Source organism: Nocardia terrae (assembly GCF_009760405.1).
GTDB lineage: Bacteria > Actinomycetota > Actinomycetes > Mycobacteriales > Mycobacteriaceae > Nocardia > Nocardia terrae.
Genome location: NZ_WRPP01000001.1, coordinates 349,459 through 365,842, shown reverse-complemented (window position 1 = coordinate 365,842; position 16,384 = coordinate 349,459). Strand labels below are relative to the sequence as shown.

At 69.0% G+C, this 16,384-nt stretch carries 18 protein-coding genes; 4 read left to right on the top strand and 14 right to left on the bottom strand.

All coding sequences use genetic code 11. The features are described from left to right. Positions 1 to 31: 31 nt before the first annotated feature. The 5 genes from GPX89_RS01540 to GPX89_RS01520 all read right to left on the bottom strand — a co-directional run bounded on the left by GPX89_RS01540 (position 32) and on the right by GPX89_RS01520 (position 5,224). A complete protein-coding gene (locus tag GPX89_RS01540; RefSeq protein WP_157354698.1) occupies positions 32 to 1,474 on the bottom strand; it encodes an aldehyde dehydrogenase in 1,443 nt (480 codons plus the stop codon). Further along, the gene (locus GPX89_RS01535; RefSeq protein WP_157354697.1) at positions 1,471 to 2,352 is read right to left on the bottom strand and encodes an aldo/keto reductase; all 882 of its coding nucleotides are present in this window, start codon (positions 2,350 to 2,352) and stop codon (positions 1,471 to 1,473) included. The genes GPX89_RS01540 and GPX89_RS01535 overlap by 4 nt, the downstream gene beginning before the upstream one ends. A gap of 62 nt (positions 2,353 to 2,414) precedes the next feature. Next, entirely contained in the window at positions 2,415 to 3,869 is a 1,455-nt protein-coding gene (locus GPX89_RS01530) for a dihydrolipoyl dehydrogenase family protein (protein ID WP_157354696.1), read from the bottom strand. A gap of 27 nt (positions 3,870 to 3,896) precedes the next feature. Continuing rightward, positions 3,897 to 4,343 (bottom strand): VOC family protein, encoded by a 447-nt coding sequence (locus GPX89_RS01525; RefSeq protein WP_157354695.1) that lies wholly within the window; start codon positions 4,341 to 4,343, stop codon positions 3,897 to 3,899. 29 nt (positions 4,344 to 4,372) lie between these two features. Beyond that, positions 4,373 to 5,224 carry an alpha/beta fold hydrolase gene (locus GPX89_RS01520; protein WP_157354694.1) on the bottom strand — a complete coding sequence of 284 codons (852 nt, stop codon included), beginning with the start codon at positions 5,222 to 5,224 and terminating at the stop codon, positions 4,373 to 4,375. A 176-nt stretch (positions 5,225 to 5,400) separates the two neighbouring features. Between GPX89_RS01520 and GPX89_RS01515 the strand changes: the two genes are divergently transcribed. Genes GPX89_RS01515 through GPX89_RS01505 form a run of 3 tightly spaced genes read left to right on the top strand, consistent with a single transcriptional unit; the run spans position 5,401 to position 7,467 of the window. After that, the gene (locus GPX89_RS01515; RefSeq protein ID WP_157354693.1) at positions 5,401 to 5,970 is read left to right on the top strand and encodes a DUF308 domain-containing protein; all 570 of its coding nucleotides are present in this window, start codon (positions 5,401 to 5,403) and stop codon (positions 5,968 to 5,970) included. Positions 5,971 to 6,002: 32 nt separating this feature from the next. Then, complete coding sequence (locus tag GPX89_RS01510; RefSeq protein ID WP_157354692.1) at positions 6,003 to 6,785, top strand: SDR family NAD(P)-dependent oxidoreductase; 783 nt, start codon at positions 6,003 to 6,005, stop codon at positions 6,783 to 6,785. A gap of 34 nt (positions 6,786 to 6,819) precedes the next feature. Next, a complete protein-coding gene (locus GPX89_RS01505) occupies positions 6,820 to 7,467 on the top strand; it encodes an FHA domain-containing protein (protein WP_157354691.1) in 648 nt (215 codons plus the stop codon). Positions 7,468 to 7,502: 35 nt separating this feature from the next. Here the strand turns inward: GPX89_RS01505 and GPX89_RS01500 are convergent, their stop codons facing one another. From GPX89_RS01500 to GPX89_RS01460, 9 genes are all read right to left on the bottom strand, one after another. Then, a complete protein-coding gene (locus GPX89_RS01500) occupies positions 7,503 to 8,177 on the bottom strand; it encodes a cytochrome b/b6 domain-containing protein (protein ID WP_198347218.1) in 675 nt (224 codons plus the stop codon). Continuing rightward, positions 8,164 to 8,871, bottom strand: coding sequence for a molybdopterin-dependent oxidoreductase (locus GPX89_RS01495; protein ID WP_157354689.1), 708 nt, complete (start codon positions 8,869 to 8,871; stop codon positions 8,164 to 8,166). Before GPX89_RS01495 ends, GPX89_RS01500 begins: the two co-directional genes overlap by 14 nt. 91 nt (positions 8,872 to 8,962) lie before the next feature. After that, positions 8,963 to 9,247 carry a hypothetical protein gene (locus GPX89_RS01490; RefSeq protein ID WP_198347217.1) on the bottom strand — a complete coding sequence of 95 codons (285 nt, stop codon included), beginning with the start codon at positions 9,245 to 9,247 and terminating at the stop codon, positions 8,963 to 8,965. Positions 9,248 to 9,257: 10 nt separating this feature from the next. Further along, the gene (locus GPX89_RS01485; protein WP_157354688.1) at positions 9,258 to 10,439 is read right to left on the bottom strand and encodes a GGDEF domain-containing protein; all 1,182 of its coding nucleotides are present in this window, start codon (positions 10,437 to 10,439) and stop codon (positions 9,258 to 9,260) included. A 127-nt stretch (positions 10,440 to 10,566) separates the two neighbouring features. Then, the gene (locus GPX89_RS01480; RefSeq protein ID WP_157354687.1) at positions 10,567 to 11,976 is read right to left on the bottom strand and encodes a serine/threonine-protein kinase; all 1,410 of its coding nucleotides are present in this window, start codon (positions 11,974 to 11,976) and stop codon (positions 10,567 to 10,569) included. An 88-nt stretch (positions 11,977 to 12,064) separates the two neighbouring features. Next, positions 12,065 to 12,715 carry an NUDIX hydrolase gene (locus GPX89_RS01475; RefSeq protein WP_157354686.1) on the bottom strand — a complete coding sequence of 217 codons (651 nt, stop codon included), beginning with the start codon at positions 12,713 to 12,715 and terminating at the stop codon, positions 12,065 to 12,067. Between the two features lie 26 nt (positions 12,716 to 12,741). Next, the gene (locus GPX89_RS01470) at positions 12,742 to 14,196 is read right to left on the bottom strand and encodes an aldehyde dehydrogenase family protein (RefSeq protein WP_157354685.1); all 1,455 of its coding nucleotides are present in this window, start codon (positions 14,194 to 14,196) and stop codon (positions 12,742 to 12,744) included. Positions 14,197 to 14,289: 93 nt separating this feature from the next. Continuing rightward, a complete protein-coding gene (locus tag GPX89_RS01465; protein WP_157354684.1) occupies positions 14,290 to 14,718 on the bottom strand; it encodes a YybH family protein in 429 nt (142 codons plus the stop codon). Positions 14,719 to 14,727: 9 nt separating this feature from the next. Beyond that, positions 14,728 to 15,297: an NADPH-dependent FMN reductase gene (locus tag GPX89_RS01460; protein ID WP_157354683.1), complete on the bottom strand. Its 570-nt coding sequence runs from the start codon at positions 15,295 to 15,297 to the stop codon at positions 14,728 to 14,730. A 188-nt stretch (positions 15,298 to 15,485) separates the two neighbouring features. Here GPX89_RS01460 and sigJ point away from each other — a divergent pair, with 188 nt between their 5' ends. After that, positions 15,486 to 16,376: an RNA polymerase sigma factor SigJ gene (gene sigJ, locus GPX89_RS01455; protein ID WP_157354682.1), complete on the top strand. Its 891-nt coding sequence runs from the start codon at positions 15,486 to 15,488 to the stop codon at positions 16,374 to 16,376. The last annotated feature ends 8 nt before the right edge of the window (positions 16,377 to 16,384 follow it).

Genomic DNA, 16,384 nt, shown 5'->3' with positions numbered 1-16,384 from the left:
CATGATCACCCGGCCCACCCTACCAGCGGTGTCAGACGGTGATCGTCTGGTATTCGGTGTACTGACCCAACCCGACCGCACCGTATTCGCGGCCGATCCCGCTGGCCTTGAAACCGCCGAAGGGGCCGTCGAATCCGACCGGCGCACCGTTGATGGTGACCGTCCCCGTCCGGATGCGGCGGGCGACGGCCACGGCCGCGTCCTCGTCCGCCGACCAGACACCGCCGGAGAGCCCGTACTCGGAATCGTTGGCGATGCGGATCGCGTCGTCGATGTCGTCGTAGGCGATGACCACCAGGACCGGGCCGAAGATCTCCTCCCGGGCGATGCGCATGTCCGGTGTCACGTCGGCGAAAACCGTTGGCGTGACATAGAAGCCGTCGCTCAGGCCGGGCGGAATCTGCGGGCCGCCGCACACCGGGCGCGCGCCCTCGTCGATGCCGATGCCGATGTAGTCGCGGACCCGTTGTTGCTGGTCGCCGCGGACCATCGGTCCGATGAAGGTCTCGGGGTCGCGCGGATCACCGACGGTCAGTGACCCGACCAGCGCCGCCAGCGCCGCGACCACTTCCTCGTAGCGGGACCTCGGGGCGAGGATCCGAGTCTGGGCGATGCAGGATTCCCCGTTGTTCAGCAGCGACCCGAACTTCAGGCCGCTCATCACCGCGGCCAGATCGGCATCGGGCAGGATCACCGCCGCCGACTTGCCGCCCAGTTCGAGGCTGACCCGTTTGAGCTGCTCGCCCGCGATGGCGGCGATGCGGCGACCGGCGCGGGTCGAGCCGGTGAACGCGATCTTGTCCACCCGCGGATGCGAGATCAGGTATTCGCTGGTCTCCCGTTCCGCGGGCAGCACGCTGATCACCCCGGCCGGCAGGCCGACGCGATCCACCAGCTCGGCCAGCAGCCCCATGCTCAGGGAATTCTCGGGAGACACCTTGAGCACCACCGAGTTTCCGGTGAGCAGGGCGGGCAGGATCTTCGACGTCGCGGAGGAGAACGGCGAATTCCACGGGATCACCGCGGCCACCACGCCGACCGGTTCACGCCGCACCACGCTGCGCACCCGCGCGTTCGTCTCCGACGGCGTGAGTGTGCTTTCCCAGTCGAAGTTCTCGGCCGCCGCGAAATACGCGTTCGCCTGCCGGGTCAGCCCGGCCTGCCCGGCCCTGGTGAACCAGGCGGCCGAACCGTTTTCAGCGGTGATGACCTCGGCGATCCGGTCGGCCTGCTCCTCGCGCAGCTCGTTGAACTTGCGCAGCAGTGCGATTCGCTCGGCGGGCGCGACATCACGCCACACCCGGCTCTCGAAGGACGCACCCGCCGCCGCCACCGCACGATCCACATCGGCGGGTTGCGCCTGCGCCGCGCACCCGACGAGCGACCGATCGTGCGGCGAGAGAATCTCCAGTTGGGCCGGTTCGCTGGCCTCGGTCCACGCCCCGCCGATATAGAGCCGGTCGTAGGTGATCATTCGCCTGCTCCCGCCGCGATGGCCGAGAGGCGTTCGAACTGGCTGTCGGACAGTTCGATCCGCGCCGCGGCGATGTTCTCCTCGAGGTGCGCCAGGGAGGCGGTGCCCGGAATCGGCAGCATGGTCGGTGAGCGACGCAGCAGCCAGGCCAGCGAGACCTGTACCGGCGTCGCACCGAGTTCGGCGGCGATGTCCGCCAGGACGCCGCCGGCCGCGGCGTGCGCGCCCGCCGCCACCGGGAACCACGGGAGGAACGCTATGCCCTGTGCGGCCGTGTATTCCACGACGTCCTCGGCCGTGCGATGGGTGAGGTTGTACAGGTTCTGCACACTCGCGATGGGGACGATCGCCGCGGCCGCGCGGATCTGCTCGACGCTGACCTCGGACAGGCCGATATGGCGGACCTTGCCCTCGGTGACGAGTTGCGCGAGCGCGCCAACCTGGTCCTCGAGCGGATAGTCCGGGTCGATGCGGTGCAGTTGCAGCAGGTCGATACGGTCCACCCGCAACCGGCGCAGACACAGTTCGGCCTGTTGCCGCAGGTAGGCCGGATGCCCCAGCGGCAGCCACTCGGTCGGACTCGGATGCACCGCGCCGACCTTGGTCGCTATGACGATGTCGTCACGGTACGGGGCCAGGGCGTCGGCGATCAGTTCGTCGGTCTCACCGAGCGCGTAGGCGTCGGCGGTGTCGATGAGGTTCACTCCCAGCTCGACCGCGCGGCGCAGCACGGCGATGGCGGCCTTCCGGTCGGCGGGGGCTCGCCACACGTGGAATATCGCGGCGTCGAAGCCGGGTTCTTGCGGTGCCAAACGCATCGTGCCGTAACCGATTCGGCCGACTTCGAGCTCACCACCGAGTTGAAGGGTTGTCGTCATTGTCGTGACGCTATGAGCCGCCCTGTGCGGGCCGCGTGCGTCGGATGACGTAGTCGTTGACGTCATCGGGGCTCCGCGGTCCGGTCACGGTAGGTCTCGAGCAGGCGCAGCCACACCTCGCTGATGGTCGGGAAGGAGGGGACGGCGTGCCAGAGCCGGTTCAGGGGGATCTCGCCGGTGATGGCGATGGTCGCGGAATGCAGCAGTTCGGCCACGCCCGGCCCGGCGAAGGTGGCGCCGAGGATCACCTGGCGGTCGGGATCGATGAGGACGCGGGCGCGGCCGCGGTAGGCGGGATCGTGCTGGAGTGCGCCGGCGACCCGGGCGATGTCGTAGTCGACCACGTCGACCACTCGGCCCGCGCGGGTGGCGTCCTCGGTGGTGAGGCCGACCGCGGCGATCTCGGGATCGGTGAACACGACCTGCGGGACGGCGACGAGATCGGCGGTGCCCGTGTGCTTTCCCCACGGGGTGGAGTCGATATCGCGCCCGGCCGCGCGGTCGGCGATCACCGTTCCGGCGATGCGGGCCTGGTACTTGCCCTGATGGGTGAGCAGGGCCCGGCGATTGACATCGCCTACGGCATACAGCCATTCGCCCTCGACGGCGGTCACCGTGAACGAGTCGTCGGTGGCGAGCCAGTCGCCGGGGGTCAAACCGATCGTCTCCAAGCCGATGTCGTCGGTGCGGGGTTCGCGACCGGTCGCGAGCAGCAGTTCGTCGACGACGATCCGGCTGCCGTCGTGCAGGCTCAGATGCAGGCCGTCGTCGGGTCCGCCCGCTCGTTCGGCGCTCAGAATGCCCGAGCCGAAACGCAATTCGACCCCCGCCTCCCGGAGCCGGTCGGCCACCAGCTCGGCGGCGAAGGGTTCGACGCGGGCGAGCAGTCGCGGTTCCCGGGCGATGAGGACGACCTCCGCACCGAGAGCCCGCCAGGCCGTGGCCATTTCGACGGCGACGACGCCCGCGCCCAGAATGGCGAGGCGGCGCGGCACCTCGGTGGCGCTGGTGGCCTCGCGGCTGGTCCACGGCCGCACCGTGTCCAGGCCCGGCAGCGGCGGCAGGGCCGCCCGGGTGCCGGTGCAGACCGCGACCGCGTGCCGGGCGTGCAATCGCCGCGTGCCGCCGTCGGGTGTCTCGACCGTCACCCGCCGCACCCCGTCGAGCCGGCCGTGGCCCCGGATGAGTGCTATGTCAGCGGATTCGAGCCAGTCGACCTGGCCCTGATCGTTCCAATCGGCGACCATGCGGTCGCGATGCTTCAGGACCGCGCGGGCATCGAGCGGCCCGGTGACCGCGTCCGCGACGCCGGGAAACCGGGCCGCCTCGGCGTACAGCAGCGCGGGCCGCAGCAGTGCCTTGCTGGGTTCGCACGCCCAGTACGAGCATTCGCCGCCGACCAGTTCGGATTCGACGATGACGGTGCTGAGCCCAGCGGCCCGCGCGCGGTCGGCGACATTCTCACCGACCGGCCCGGCTCCGAGGACGATGACGTCGTAGGTGTTCTCGTCAGACATGATGTGCTTCCGTGGCTTTCGTGAGCGTCAGCGGCCGGGCGCGCGCTGAGTGACTTCCTGCAGGAACCAAGCGTTGCCGTCCGGATCTTCGAAGGCGGCGAAGGAACCGTAACTGCGGCGATCCGGGTGGGCGCCGGGGACCCGGTCGGCGGTTCCGGCGTGGTGGAAGACACCGGTCGCGTCCCGGAACGGTCCCTCCACGGCGACACCGCGTTCGCCGAGTTCGGCTGCGGCCTTCTCGATGTCGGTGACGATGAGGTGCAGTCCGCGTAGGGATCCGGGGGCGGCGTCGGTGACTCCGGCGCCGAAGATGATCGAGCATTCGGAGCCGGGCGGGGTCACCTGGACGACGCGGTAGCCGTCGTCCACGGTGAAGTCGGCGTCGAGCCGGAATCCGAGCCGCTCGGCGTAGAAGTCCTTGGCGCGATCGACATCGGCGACGGGCAGCACGATGACTTCGAGTTTCATGTCCATGATCGGGTTCTCCTGTGCGGGTGGGGTTTTCAGTGCGCGGCCGCGGCGGCCTGTTCGATCACCTTCGCCACCACGTCCGGATGCGAGACGGCGACCGAATGCGAGGCGTCGACCTCGGTGACCGTCGCGTGGGCGCGCTCGGCCATGAAGCGCTGCGCCTCGACCGGGATATTGAGGTCCTTGGTGGTGATGATGTCCCAGCTGGGCTTCTCGCTCCAGGCCGCGACCGTGGCCTTCTCCTCGAGCGCGGACTGCGCGATCGGCCGCTGCGACGCGGCGGCGAGGGCGGCGCGATCCGCGGGGACGTCGGCGGCGAACTGCGCGGGGAACTTGTCCTGCTGGATGTAGAGGTCGGTGCCCGCGGTGCCGTCGGCATTGGTGAACGGCACCGGATTCAGCGTGCCCGGCAGCGTGGTTCCCGGGAACTTGTTGGTCAGCTCGAGCGCGGTCTCGCCGGGCGCGGGCAGGAACGCCGCCACGTAGACCAGGCCCTTGACCTTGTCGTTCCCGGCCGCGGCCGCGCTGATGACCGACCCGCCGTAGGAATGCCCGACGAGGATGACCGGCCCGTCGATATGGCTGATCACCGAGCGCAGCGCGGCGGCGTCGCTGGCGGGACCGCGCAGCGGATCGGCCGCCGCCACCACGGGATAGCGGTCCTTGGTCAGCTTCTCGATGACGCCGTTCCAGCTGGAGCCGTCGGCGAACGCGCCGTGCTCCAGCACGATGGTCGGCCGCGGCGCGTCCTCGTTCGGGCCGGCGTGGGTGACGGTGTTCGCGGTGCAGGCGACCGCGAGACCACCGGCCGCGACCGCCGCCACGACTGCCGCGGCGCCGCGCGTGACATTGCGCCGGAAGCGGCCATTTGCATTCTCGACCATGGGATTTCGTCCTTCGAACAGTGGGGATCGGTGGTGTGATCCCACTGTCGCCTCCGCAGCCGGGGTGCCACATCCGTCAGCTGACGCTGGCATCGACGTACCGTCCACGACCTACGTCGCGAGCACCGTCAACTGACGGATGTGGGGGCGGCGGTCCCGGCGCGAGGGTGGAGTACATGAACACGACTGCCGCACCGCCCGTTTCGACCTCCGAGCGTTCGTCGCTGATCCGGCTGTATCTGAGCCGCGGCGTACTGGCCATCGGGTGGGCGATCGCCTTCGCCGCGTCCCACCACACCTTGAACGCGATCGCGGTGACCCTCCTGGTCGTCTACCCGCTGATCGACGCCGTCTCGTCGCTGCTCGACTATCTCGCCGTTCCGGAAGGTTCCGAACGTCGCGTGACCGCCCTCAACGGCATCCTCAGCGCGGCCGTCGCCATTGCCCTCGGCTTCGCCGGAACCCTCGGCGGCGCGGCCGCCGTCCTGGGCGTATTCGGCGCCTGGGCGGTGCTTTCGGGCGCGGCCCAGCTGATCGTCGGAGTGCGCCGCCGAGGCGCCGCCTTCGGCAAGCAATGGCCGACCCTGATCTCCGGCGGCCTGTCCTTCCTGGTCGGCGCGACCTACATCGCCCAGGCCACCGGCGACTCCCCGTCGCTGGGCGTGCTGGCCGTCTACGCCACCGGCGGCGGCGTCTTCTTCATCGCCCAGGCCGCACTGCTGGCCTGGAAGCACACCCGCCGCTGACCTCCCGTTCGACAATCCGAGAGAAGGAACCCATGTCCCCGAGACTGCACGGCAAGAAGACTCTGATCACCGGCTCCACCAGCAATATCGGGCGCTCGATCGCGATCGCCTTCGCGGCGGAGGGCGCTCACGTCATCGTCTCCGGACGTGACCGGGCGCGCGGTGAGGCGGTCGTCGCGCAGATCGGTGCCGCGGGCGGCGCGGCCGACTACGTGCACGCCGATCTCGACGGCACCGCCGCCGCGAGCCGCGCACTCGCCGCCGCGGCGGCCGACCGCCTGGGCGGCCGCATCGACATCCTGGTCAACAATGCGGGCATCTATCCGCCGGGAACCACCCTGACCATCGACGACGAGAGCTTCGATCGCGTCTACGCGGTCAATGTCAAAGCCCCGTTCTTCCTCACCCAGGCCGTCGTCCCCGGGATGATCGAGGCCGGCGGCGGCGTGATCATCAACCTCGGCTCGTGGGTAGCGCGCCTCGGTATCCCGGTCGGCGCGCTCTACGCGTCGACCAAGGGCGCGATGGAAACCCTCACGCGCGCATGGTCATCCGAGTTCGGCGACCGCGGGGTCCGGGTCAATGCCATCTCCCCCGGCGTCATCGTCACCCCCGACTGGGATCCCGCCGTCGAGCATCCCGGCGAAACATTGATGCTCGGCACCCCCGCCGGCCGTTCCGGCCACCCCGACGCGATCGCGGCCGCCGCCGTCTATCTCGCCTCCGACGATGCCGCCTTCATCCACGGCACCGTCCTCGATGTCGACGGCGGCAGAACGGGTGTCGCGGTCGTCGCCGGCCGCGCGAGCGCCTAGATCTCGGCTCACGAACACGAAGGAATTCGATTCGATGACGAAAGCGTTCCGGTCGGCCGATGTCGACGGACCGTTCTTCAGGGTTTACGACGACAAGGGACGGCACCGCGAGCTGCCCTTGTCGCCCAGGCGATCACGACTTACCATCGGCCGTTCCCCGAAGGCGGACATCTCGCTGTCCTGGGACGGGGAGGTGTCACGGGTGCACGCCGTCGCCGAATACCTGGGTGAGCAATGGACCCTGCTCGACGGCGGCCTCTCGCTCAACGGCACGTTCGTCAACGGCGACCGGCTGGCCGGTCGCCACCCACTGCGGCCCGGCGACATGCTGCGAATGGGCAACTCCCGCATCACCTTTCACGACTTCACCGAGGGCGTCGGCGGCGACCGCACCAAAGCCTCCCGCGACGGCCTGCCGACGCCGGGCGCCCTGACCTCCACACAGCTCTCGGTCCTGATCGCCCTGTGCCGCCCGCTCCTCACCGGCGCCGACGGGTTCGCGCTGCCCGCCACCAATCAGCAGATCGCCGACGAGCTGTTCTTCTCCCTCGACACGGTCAAGGCTCAGATGCGGGCCCTGTTCGCCAAATTCGGCGTAGCAGACCTGCCGCAGAACCAGAAGCGCGCCCGGCTGGCCAACCTGGCGATCAGGTACGGCATCATCTCCGAGCGCGATCTCTGAACTCCGCCACGGGTGGCGAACCATCCTCCGCCCCTTCACATCCGGGACGGACCGCTCCGCTCCGCGGTCGGCCGGTCCTCGACAGGCCACCGGGGGTGCTCGCGGTGCGCCCACTCCCGCGCGACGTACCCGGTCCGCATGCCGCGCCGCGCCTCCGGATCCTGGTACGCCTTGCGGATGTGACCCGCCAGCACGACCGCGATGGCCCAGGCGAGGACATCGTGCACGAAGATCGCGCTGGTCCGGGAGATGGCCGGGAGCAGGTGCGGGAACCACATCAGCAGGCCCGTGCACATCATCACCAGGACGGCGCCGGCGATCCAGCCCGCATAGAGCTTCTGCCCGGCGTTGAACTTGCCCGCGGGGCGTTCCGATGGTGCGGTCAGACGCCGGCGAACCGCGTTCAGCCAGCGGCGGTCGTACGGCGCGAAGCGGTTCAGCCTGCGGAGGTCGGCGCGGAAGGCCGGTGCGAACAACCCCAGCAGGACCGGCACGGGCAGCAGGATGCCCGACCACTCGTGGACGGTCGCCACGAGGTCTCGCTGCCCCACCAGCTGAGCCAGCGGCCCGACATAGAGGAAGGCCGCGGTCGTCACGCACAGCAGCATCAGTGTTGCGGTGGCGCGGTGGACCATTCGCTCGGCGGTGGTGAATCTGCGCACGTCGCGCCGCTCCGGCCGCGCTCCCGTCGGCGATTCAGCGCGTGTCATCGAGCCACCCGTCGACGTCATACCCGCGCTCCTCCCAGTAGCCGGGGACGACCCGGTCGGTGACCGATATGCCGGACAGCCACTTGGCGGACTTGTAGAAGTACATCGGAGCCGCATAGAGCCTGACCGGGCCGCCGTGCTCATGTGTGATCGGCGCGTCCTGCATCCGCAGCGCCACCAGCACATCGGCGCGACGGGCCTGCTCCAGCGTGAGGCTCTCGGTGTACGCGCCGTCGAAACAGCTGAAGCTCAAGGCTTTTCCATTCGCCCCCACCCCCGAGTCGTCGAGCAGGTCGGACAGCCTCACACCGTCGAACGGCACCTTCTCGACACGCCAGCCGTCGGTGCATCGCACATCGTGGACGACCCGGGTCTGCGGGAACGCGCGCAGGTCCGCGAGCGTATACGTGCGTGGACGGTCCACCAGGCCGTCGATCGTCAGCTCGTAGTCGGCCTCGCCCTTGCGCGGCACCGAGCGGACGACGCTGTAGTACCGGAACCCGCCCGGATTCGGGAGCAGCCCGGTAAGGCCGGTCGGATCCTGCTGAGATGCCTTGGCCAGCAATCCTTCCCACCCGGTCTGCAGGTACGGCGCGGCGATCAGGCCAACCGCACCGAGTCCGAGCATGCCCAACAGTGTTCTCCGAGCCACAGGTGCGCCGTCCGGCATGTCCTCGGGTTCGATGTCCGCCATCTCCCCACTGTCACCGGCTCACCATCACCGCCGCATCGGTCAGATGACGCTCCACACGACGTATTTCGACGCGACTACGGCTCGCACGAGGTCAGCGCGGACCGAATCCGCCGTAGGGTTGCAGGGGGATGATCCGAAAGTCGGACATGTCCTTACGGGACAGGGGGAACTCCGCCACCACCGCCTCGGCCTCGGCGAGAGTCGCGGCCTCGATGATGAAGGCCGCGCCGCGGGTGTCGCCGCGCAGCCAGATGTTGCGGACTACGTTGTCGGCGTGGAGCTGTCGGACATGTTCGGTTTCGCCGGGGATGACGGCGGCGAAGTCGTCCTCGGTGAAGCGGTCCTGATAGCGCTCGGTCAGCACGAGAAATTGCACGCCGCCGACGCTACCCGGTTCGGGGTTCGAGGTCGCGATGGTGGGCCAGATATCGAACCTCGTTCGGCTCGTCGCCGTCGGTGATGACGAAGGTGTTGCCGCCCAGGCGTTTTGCGCGGTACATGGCGGAGTCGGCGCGGTGGAGCAGGCGGCGGAAGGCGGCCTCGGTCCATTCGGCGTCGGGTTGCGCCGCGTCGACGATGGCGACGCCGACGCTGGCGGTGATCGTGACGGGGAGGTCGGGGGTGGTTTCGACGGCGGCGCGCAGGCCCTCGGCCACGGTGGCGGGGTCCTCGCGCAGACAGCCGACCACGACGAATTCCTCGCCTCCGGTCCGGGCCACGAGCGCCTCCGGTTCGACGGTGTCGCGGAGTCGCCGGGCCGCCCGGACCAGCACTTCGTCGCCGAAGGGGTGTCCGAAGGTGTCGTTGATGGTCTTGAACCGGTCCAGATCCACCGAGGCGACATATCCGGAGCGGCGCCCGCAGCGGTCGACCTGAGCGGCCAGATAGGAGTCGAGGCCGCGGCGGTTGAGCAAGCCGGTCAGCGGATCGGACAAGGCGTCCACCCGCACGATCCAGTGGCATACCTGCACGAACGGCAGGATGACGCCGACCACGACCACCATCACCAGAACGATGTCGAGGCCCAGCGCCAGATCCTGATATCGGCCGGGGGTGTGCGGTTCGCCGCGCCCGGTGGCCGGAAGGTGCCCGGTCGCGATCAGCGCTGCCAGCATCACCGCCGTCAGCATCGACCACCCGACGTGCAGGGCCAGGATGCGCGGGCCGTGGAACACGGTCACGTATCCGCCCATGGCCATCAGCAGCACGATCCCCAGCACCGCGATGACGCGGTCGCGCGCCAGCAGATCGTTGGCCGCGGTGTCCAGGTCGAACAGCGCGATCCACACCAGGGATTCGATTTCGCGCGGCCACGGCAGCAGCCACCACCGCAGCGTCCACGCCCCGGCCACCGTGGCCTCCACCCCGCCCTGCCAGCCCAGCGGCCCCGAGACGTCGCCCTGCGCGAGCGCGGCCAGTACCGCGATCAACAGCATGACGATCCCGCCCGCGCCCAACATGATCTTGAATCCGCGCAGTGCCGCGTGCGATCGCAGGGTGTCGACCAGCCATCGGTAGTCCACCCGGTCTCGCCACCAGGTTCGATACAGCGAACGAGCGTCGGCCATCAAACCGCCTCGGTGCGTGTCGGGAGATCCAGAGTTCCGGCTGGAGTCAACGAGACTCTTTGCGCAGGCTAGGACCGATTCACGGGGTGCGCAATGTTAGCTTGCCGACTCTGCGAGCGCGCACCGGTCAGCGCGGGGGCAGGGTCTCGAGAGCGGCCTGCGCGGGGGCGTAGCCGGCGCGGGCGGATTTGAGGTAGACGCGTTTCGCGGCGTCGGTGCGGCCCAGGGATTTCCATTGGTCGCCGAGGGCTTTGAGGGCGACCATGTCACCGTCCTGCTCGACCTCGCGGTAGAGGAGTTCGGCGCGGTCGTCCTCGCCGCGGGCCTCGTGAACCGTTGCGAGGTGGACCTTTCCGAGAATGTGGCCGTGGTCGGCGTAGCGGCGGTACCAGTAGGCGGCTTGGCTGAGGTCGCCCGCCTTCATGCACATGTGGCCGAGGGTGAGCATGGACAGGGTTTCGCCGCTCTCGGCGGCTTTGCGGTACCAGCGTTCGGCTTCGGTACGGGCGCCGCGGTTTTCGAGGAGTCTCGCCAGGAAGGACATGGAGAGGGAGTCGTCCAGCGCCGCGGCCTCGCGTAGCAGCCGCTCGGCTTCGCCGATGTCGCCACGCTTCTGATGATCTCGGGCACGGGCCATCAGGCGGCCTGCCTCGCGACGCCTGCGCCCGGCTCCCGGAGGCCGGGAGTTCTCCACGGGGGCCGCCGGTTTCGGCGCGTGGGCCGACGGCGTCGAGAGCAGGGTCAGTGCCTGTGCGATGGACGGGCGTAGCTCCGGCTTCTTGTCCATCAGCCGGGTGATGAGCCGGCCGAGCTGCCCGGCGTGCACCGGCCGGGGAGCCGCCCCGAACATCACCGCTTTCATCGTTCCGTGAATGGTGTCGCGCCGGAACGGGGAAACCCCCTCCACCGCGTGATAGAGCGTGACGCCGAGCGAGTACAGGTCACCGGCCGGTGTGTCATCGCCGTCGATGCGTTCGGGCGCCATGTATTCGAACGAGCCGATGATCGACTCCTTGGCGGTCAGCGTGTGATCGGAATGGTGGCGGGCGGTCCCGAAATCGGTGAGCAACACCTCGCCGCCGTTGGCGAGCAGGATATTGCCCGGCTTGATGTCGCGGTGGACCACGCCCGCGTCATGGGCGGCCCGCAGGGCCCGCAGCAGTGCCTCCGCGATGACGGTGGCTTCCGGGACGGGTACCGCTCCATCGTCCAGTCGCTGCTTCAGGGATCGGCCGGACACCAGCCGCATGACGATCCACGGCGTCCCGCCGTCGGTGACGACATCGAGGACGCCGACGATGTTCGGATGGTCGCGCAGCCGCGCGGCATTGCGGGCCTCGCGTTCGGCCCGCGCGACTCGTTCGGCGTGCTCAGCACTCGATTCGGCCTGCGGGAGCAGCACTTCCTTCACCGCGACATCGACCCGCAACCGCTCGTCGTGGGCCTTCCAGACGGTCCCGAACCCGCCGCTCCCCAGCTTCTCTATCAACCGGTAGCGGCCGACTAACACCCAGCCCGGTCGTCCCAGCGCCGACATGAAGGCCCCTAGTGGTTCTGTGCCCCAGCAACATTCGAAACCAGTCAACCGTAGCCGAATACGGGCACGACCGTCTCGGCGCGTTCGCTCATTCCCACGCGAATCGCGGCTGGTCGGTGTGGTCGACGCGAGTCGGGCGGTGGTGCAGCACCACCTCGCGGAACTGATAGAGGATCGCGCCGGTGGGGCTGTGCAGGTGGCCGCCCAGCAGGGGCACCTGGATGGTCACCCGATCGGAACCGGGGACCGGGGCGAAGCGGGGCTCCACGTCGAGATCGGACAGCGGGATCCAGTGCACCGCAGCCACTTCGGCGGGATTGGGGACCGGCTCGGCGGCGTCGCCGACCCACGCCACCACGGGCGTCATCACATAGCCGGAACGGGTCGGATAGTCATCGAGCAACCCCAGCACCGCGGAGCGGGGCAGGGCGATGCCCAGCTCCTCGTGCAGCTCGCGCAGGGCCGCCGTCTCCGGGTCCTCCCCCGGATCCAATCGGCCACCGGGCAGGGCGAACTGCCCGGCGTGCGCCCGCAGCCCGGACGACCGCTCGGTGAGCCAGATGCCCTGCTCCCCATCGCGATCGGCCATCGCGATCAACACCGCCGCGGGTTTGCGGTCATCGCCGGGGTCGACGGATCGACGGGGAAAGGACCCCAGTACCTCCGCCACCGTGTGCCGCAACCGGCTCGGGGACTCATCCCTCCAGCGATACCCGCTGTCGTCCTCATCGACCGGCATCCGCCGAACCTAGCAGCCGCTCGGGTTCACCCCTCGAGCACCGCTGTCACGACTGCTTGCGCGATGTCGCCGTAGGGCGGGTAGAGCGCGGCGATCAGGTCTCCCTCGCCGCGTGTGACCACGCCGCGCGGGTTGGAGAATTCGCGGAAGCCCTCGATGCCGTGATGCCGTCCGCTGCCGCTGGTCCCGACGCCGCCGAAGCCGAGCGCGGGCAGTGCGCCCTGTACCGCGCAGGTGTTGACGCAGGCCCCACCGGAGGAGGTGCGGGTCAGCACGCGGTCCGCGACGGCGGCGTCCTTGGCGAAAACATAGAGGCCCAGCGGCTTTTCGCCCGCATTGACATGGGTGATCGCGTCGTCGATCGTGTCGTAGGGCTTGACGACGAGGATCGGGCCGAAGATCTCCTCGCGCATCACGCCGAGGTCGTCGGCGGGATCGAGCACCAGCGACAGCGGCATGCGCCGGCTCGCGCGATCGACCTTCGCGGCGGGCTGGAGTTCGACGATCGTGCACCCCGCCGCACGCGCTTCGTCCAGCAGATCGATCAACCGGTCGAGGTGTCGTTCGGTGATGATGCCGGTGCAATCGCCGGTCTCGGTGAACTTCGGTGCGTGCTCGGCCATGTGCGCCTCGGCCAGGCGGACGAAATCGCCGAGGCCCTCGCGTGGCACCAGGCAGTAGTCGACCGAGATGCACATCTGCCCGTTCTTGATGAGCTTGGTGCCCAGGACCTGTTCGACGGATGCCGCGTCGACACTGTCCTCGGCCAGGATGGCCGGGCACTTGCCGCCCAGCTCCAGCGTCACCGGGACCAGGTTCTTGGCGGCCTCGACCGCGATCAACCGGCCCACCTCCGGATTTCCGGTGTACAGCAGGTGATCCCAGCGCTGCCGGGAGAACTCCCGGGCCAGCTCGACACCGCCGGTGACGACCGTGACCCGGTCGGCGTCGAAGGTGGCGGCGATCATTTCCTTCAGCAGTTCACCGCAGGCGGGGGTGAACTCCGAAGGCTTCAGGATCACCCGATTGCCCGCGGCGAGCATCTCCACCAGCGGGCCGACCGACAGGTCGAACGGGAAGTTCCACGGCACGATATTGCCGACCACGCCCTTGGGCTGGTACCGGATGGCGGCCTGCGCGGAGCCGTACAGCCCGGGATCGGTGAACCGCGTCTCCGGCGCCATCCAGGTGGGCAGCTGCTCGGCCGCGTAGACCGCGCGCCCCACCACCCCGAGGACCTCGACCAGATCGGTGAACAGCTCCGGATGCACCGAGAAGTCCTGCGACACCGCTCTTCTGATCCGCTCCCGATTGCTCAGCATCATGGCGGCGATCGCGCCCAGGTGATCCTGTCGTTCCGCGCAGGTCGGGTACGGATCCTTCGCGAACGCGGCCTGCTGGCGGGCGAAGGAGTCGTGGAGTTCGGCGATCGCCCGGGTGTCATCGGTGGCCGGTGCGATCGGGCGGTGGGTGGCGGTCATGGGGCGGACCTTCCGTTGTCGCTGCCCCTCTCACGATCCCAGCCTCCCGAGGCACCGGTACGCCGATTCGAAAAATCCCTCGCACACAATCTATTAGCTGGGTTGCAGGTCGACTACGCCTTTGCCGCTTGCGATGTCGAGCGGGACCGACACCTGGTCGTGGGCGATCAGCCAGGTGTCATCGATTCTGCGCAGGCCGTAGGTGACCCGGACCCACATTCCAGGAAAGGAGACCCCGTTCTGCGCGGTGCCGGTGAGGCGAGCGAAGGCGTGGCCGAAGGCGATGTCGTCTCCGATGGTCAGGGTGAGGTCGCGGACCTCGTAGTTCAGGGTCTCCAAGAAGGTGAACGCCCTGGCCCAGTTCTCGAGTTTCGCGTCGATCCCGACGTGCTGCAGTGGCGGTTCGACGTCGAAGGACACCACGTCGGCGGTGTATGCCCGCCGCACGGCGTCGAGGTCCTTGGCGTGCAGTGCTTCGATCACGCCGTCGATCAGCCGGCGAATGTCATTGGATGCGTTCATGATCGGCTCCTAGGAGTTGACGAGGGTGGACCGCAGCGGCGCGAGGGCGCCGTTCCAGGCGAGGACCTGATCGAGCGTCTTGCCGAGCGTGAGGTCGTGGGCGGCGGTCGGGACGAAGGTGGTGCGGTTCTCGAACTCGAGCACCGAGATCCCGACCTGATAGCCGACATCGGCCATGCCGAGGGTGCTGCAGACCGCCCGCAGCTGCACCACCGCGCGAGCGCCGCCGTTGACGCCGTAGGAGACGAATCCGACTGCCTTGTTGGTCCATTCGGCGAACAGATGGTCGAGGGCGTTCTTGAGGACGCCCGGGTAGCCGCCGTTGTATTCGGGCGTCACGATCACGAATGCGTCGAAGGGGGCGATGCGGGCGGCCCAGGCGCGGGTGTATTCGTTCGGCGAGGGGCCGAACATCGGCGGCGTGGCCTCATCGAAGTGCGGCAGCGGGTGGTCGCGCAGGTCGACCAGTTCGTACTCGGCGTCGCCGCGCGCCGACGCCTGGGCCAGGACCCATTCGGCGATCTGTGCGCCACTGCGGCCCGGCCGGGTGCTGCCGAGGATGATTCCGATTCGAGTCATTTCCGAACTCCTGCTCTACTGAACGTCGCTTGCCCTACCCGACGACACAGCCCGCCGAAATGTCAGGCCGCCTCCGCCCACCCGTCACCCCGCCACCACCCCTATGAGGAAACGCTGCGCGTAGCCTCACATTTTCGGCCTGCGAATCGTCGATTCAGGTAAGTGACGAGCAGATCCGAGGAGCGACCATGACCGACCCACACCTGCCCGCGGTGATGAGCGAACGCCGCCAGCTGATCAACCTCGCCTACCGCATGCTCGGTTCGCTGGCCGAGGCGGAGGACGTGGTGCAGGAGACCTACGCGCGCTGGTACGCGCTGTCGGATCGTCAGCGGCAGGAGATCGAGGTGCCCGGCGCGTGGCTGACCAGGGTCGCCAGCCGGATCTGCCTGGACCTGCTCGGGTCGGCCCGCGCCCGCCGGGAAAGCTATGTGGGCGAATGGATTCCGGAGCCGGTCCCCGGCCGCTCCGAATGGCTCGACGGCCCCGCCTCCGCCGATCCCGCCGACCGGGTCACCCTGGACGAGTCGATCAGCATGGCCTTCCTGGTCGTCCTGGACTCCATGACCCCCGCCGAGCGCGTGGCGTTCATCCTGCACGACGTCTTCCGCTACTCCTTCGCCGAAGTCGCCGAGATCGTCGGCCGCACCCCCGCGGCCTGCCGCCAGCTCGCCTCCAGCGCCCGCCGCCGCGTCGACACCTCACGCGCGCCGTCGAATACCGAGCGCGCCGATATCGTCCGGGACTTCAAGCGAGCCTGGAACGCGAAGGACATCGAGGCGCTGCTGGGCCTGCTCGACCCGCAGGCGATCGCGACGGCCGACGGCGGCGGCCTGGCCCTCGCCTTCCTCGACCCGATCAGCGGTCGCGAGCGGGTGGCCGCCGCCTGGATGGAGATCGCCAGCCGAGCCACCCCGATGAATCTGGTCGAGCGCACGGTCAACGGCCAGCCCGGCCTGGTGGCCGAGGTCGACGGCACCGTCGTCTCGGTCTACGCCTTCGACATCGCCGACGGCCTGATCACCCGCATCTGGGTGATCCGCAACCCCGAGAAGCTGCGCCCCTGGACCGCGAACTGATCCCCGGG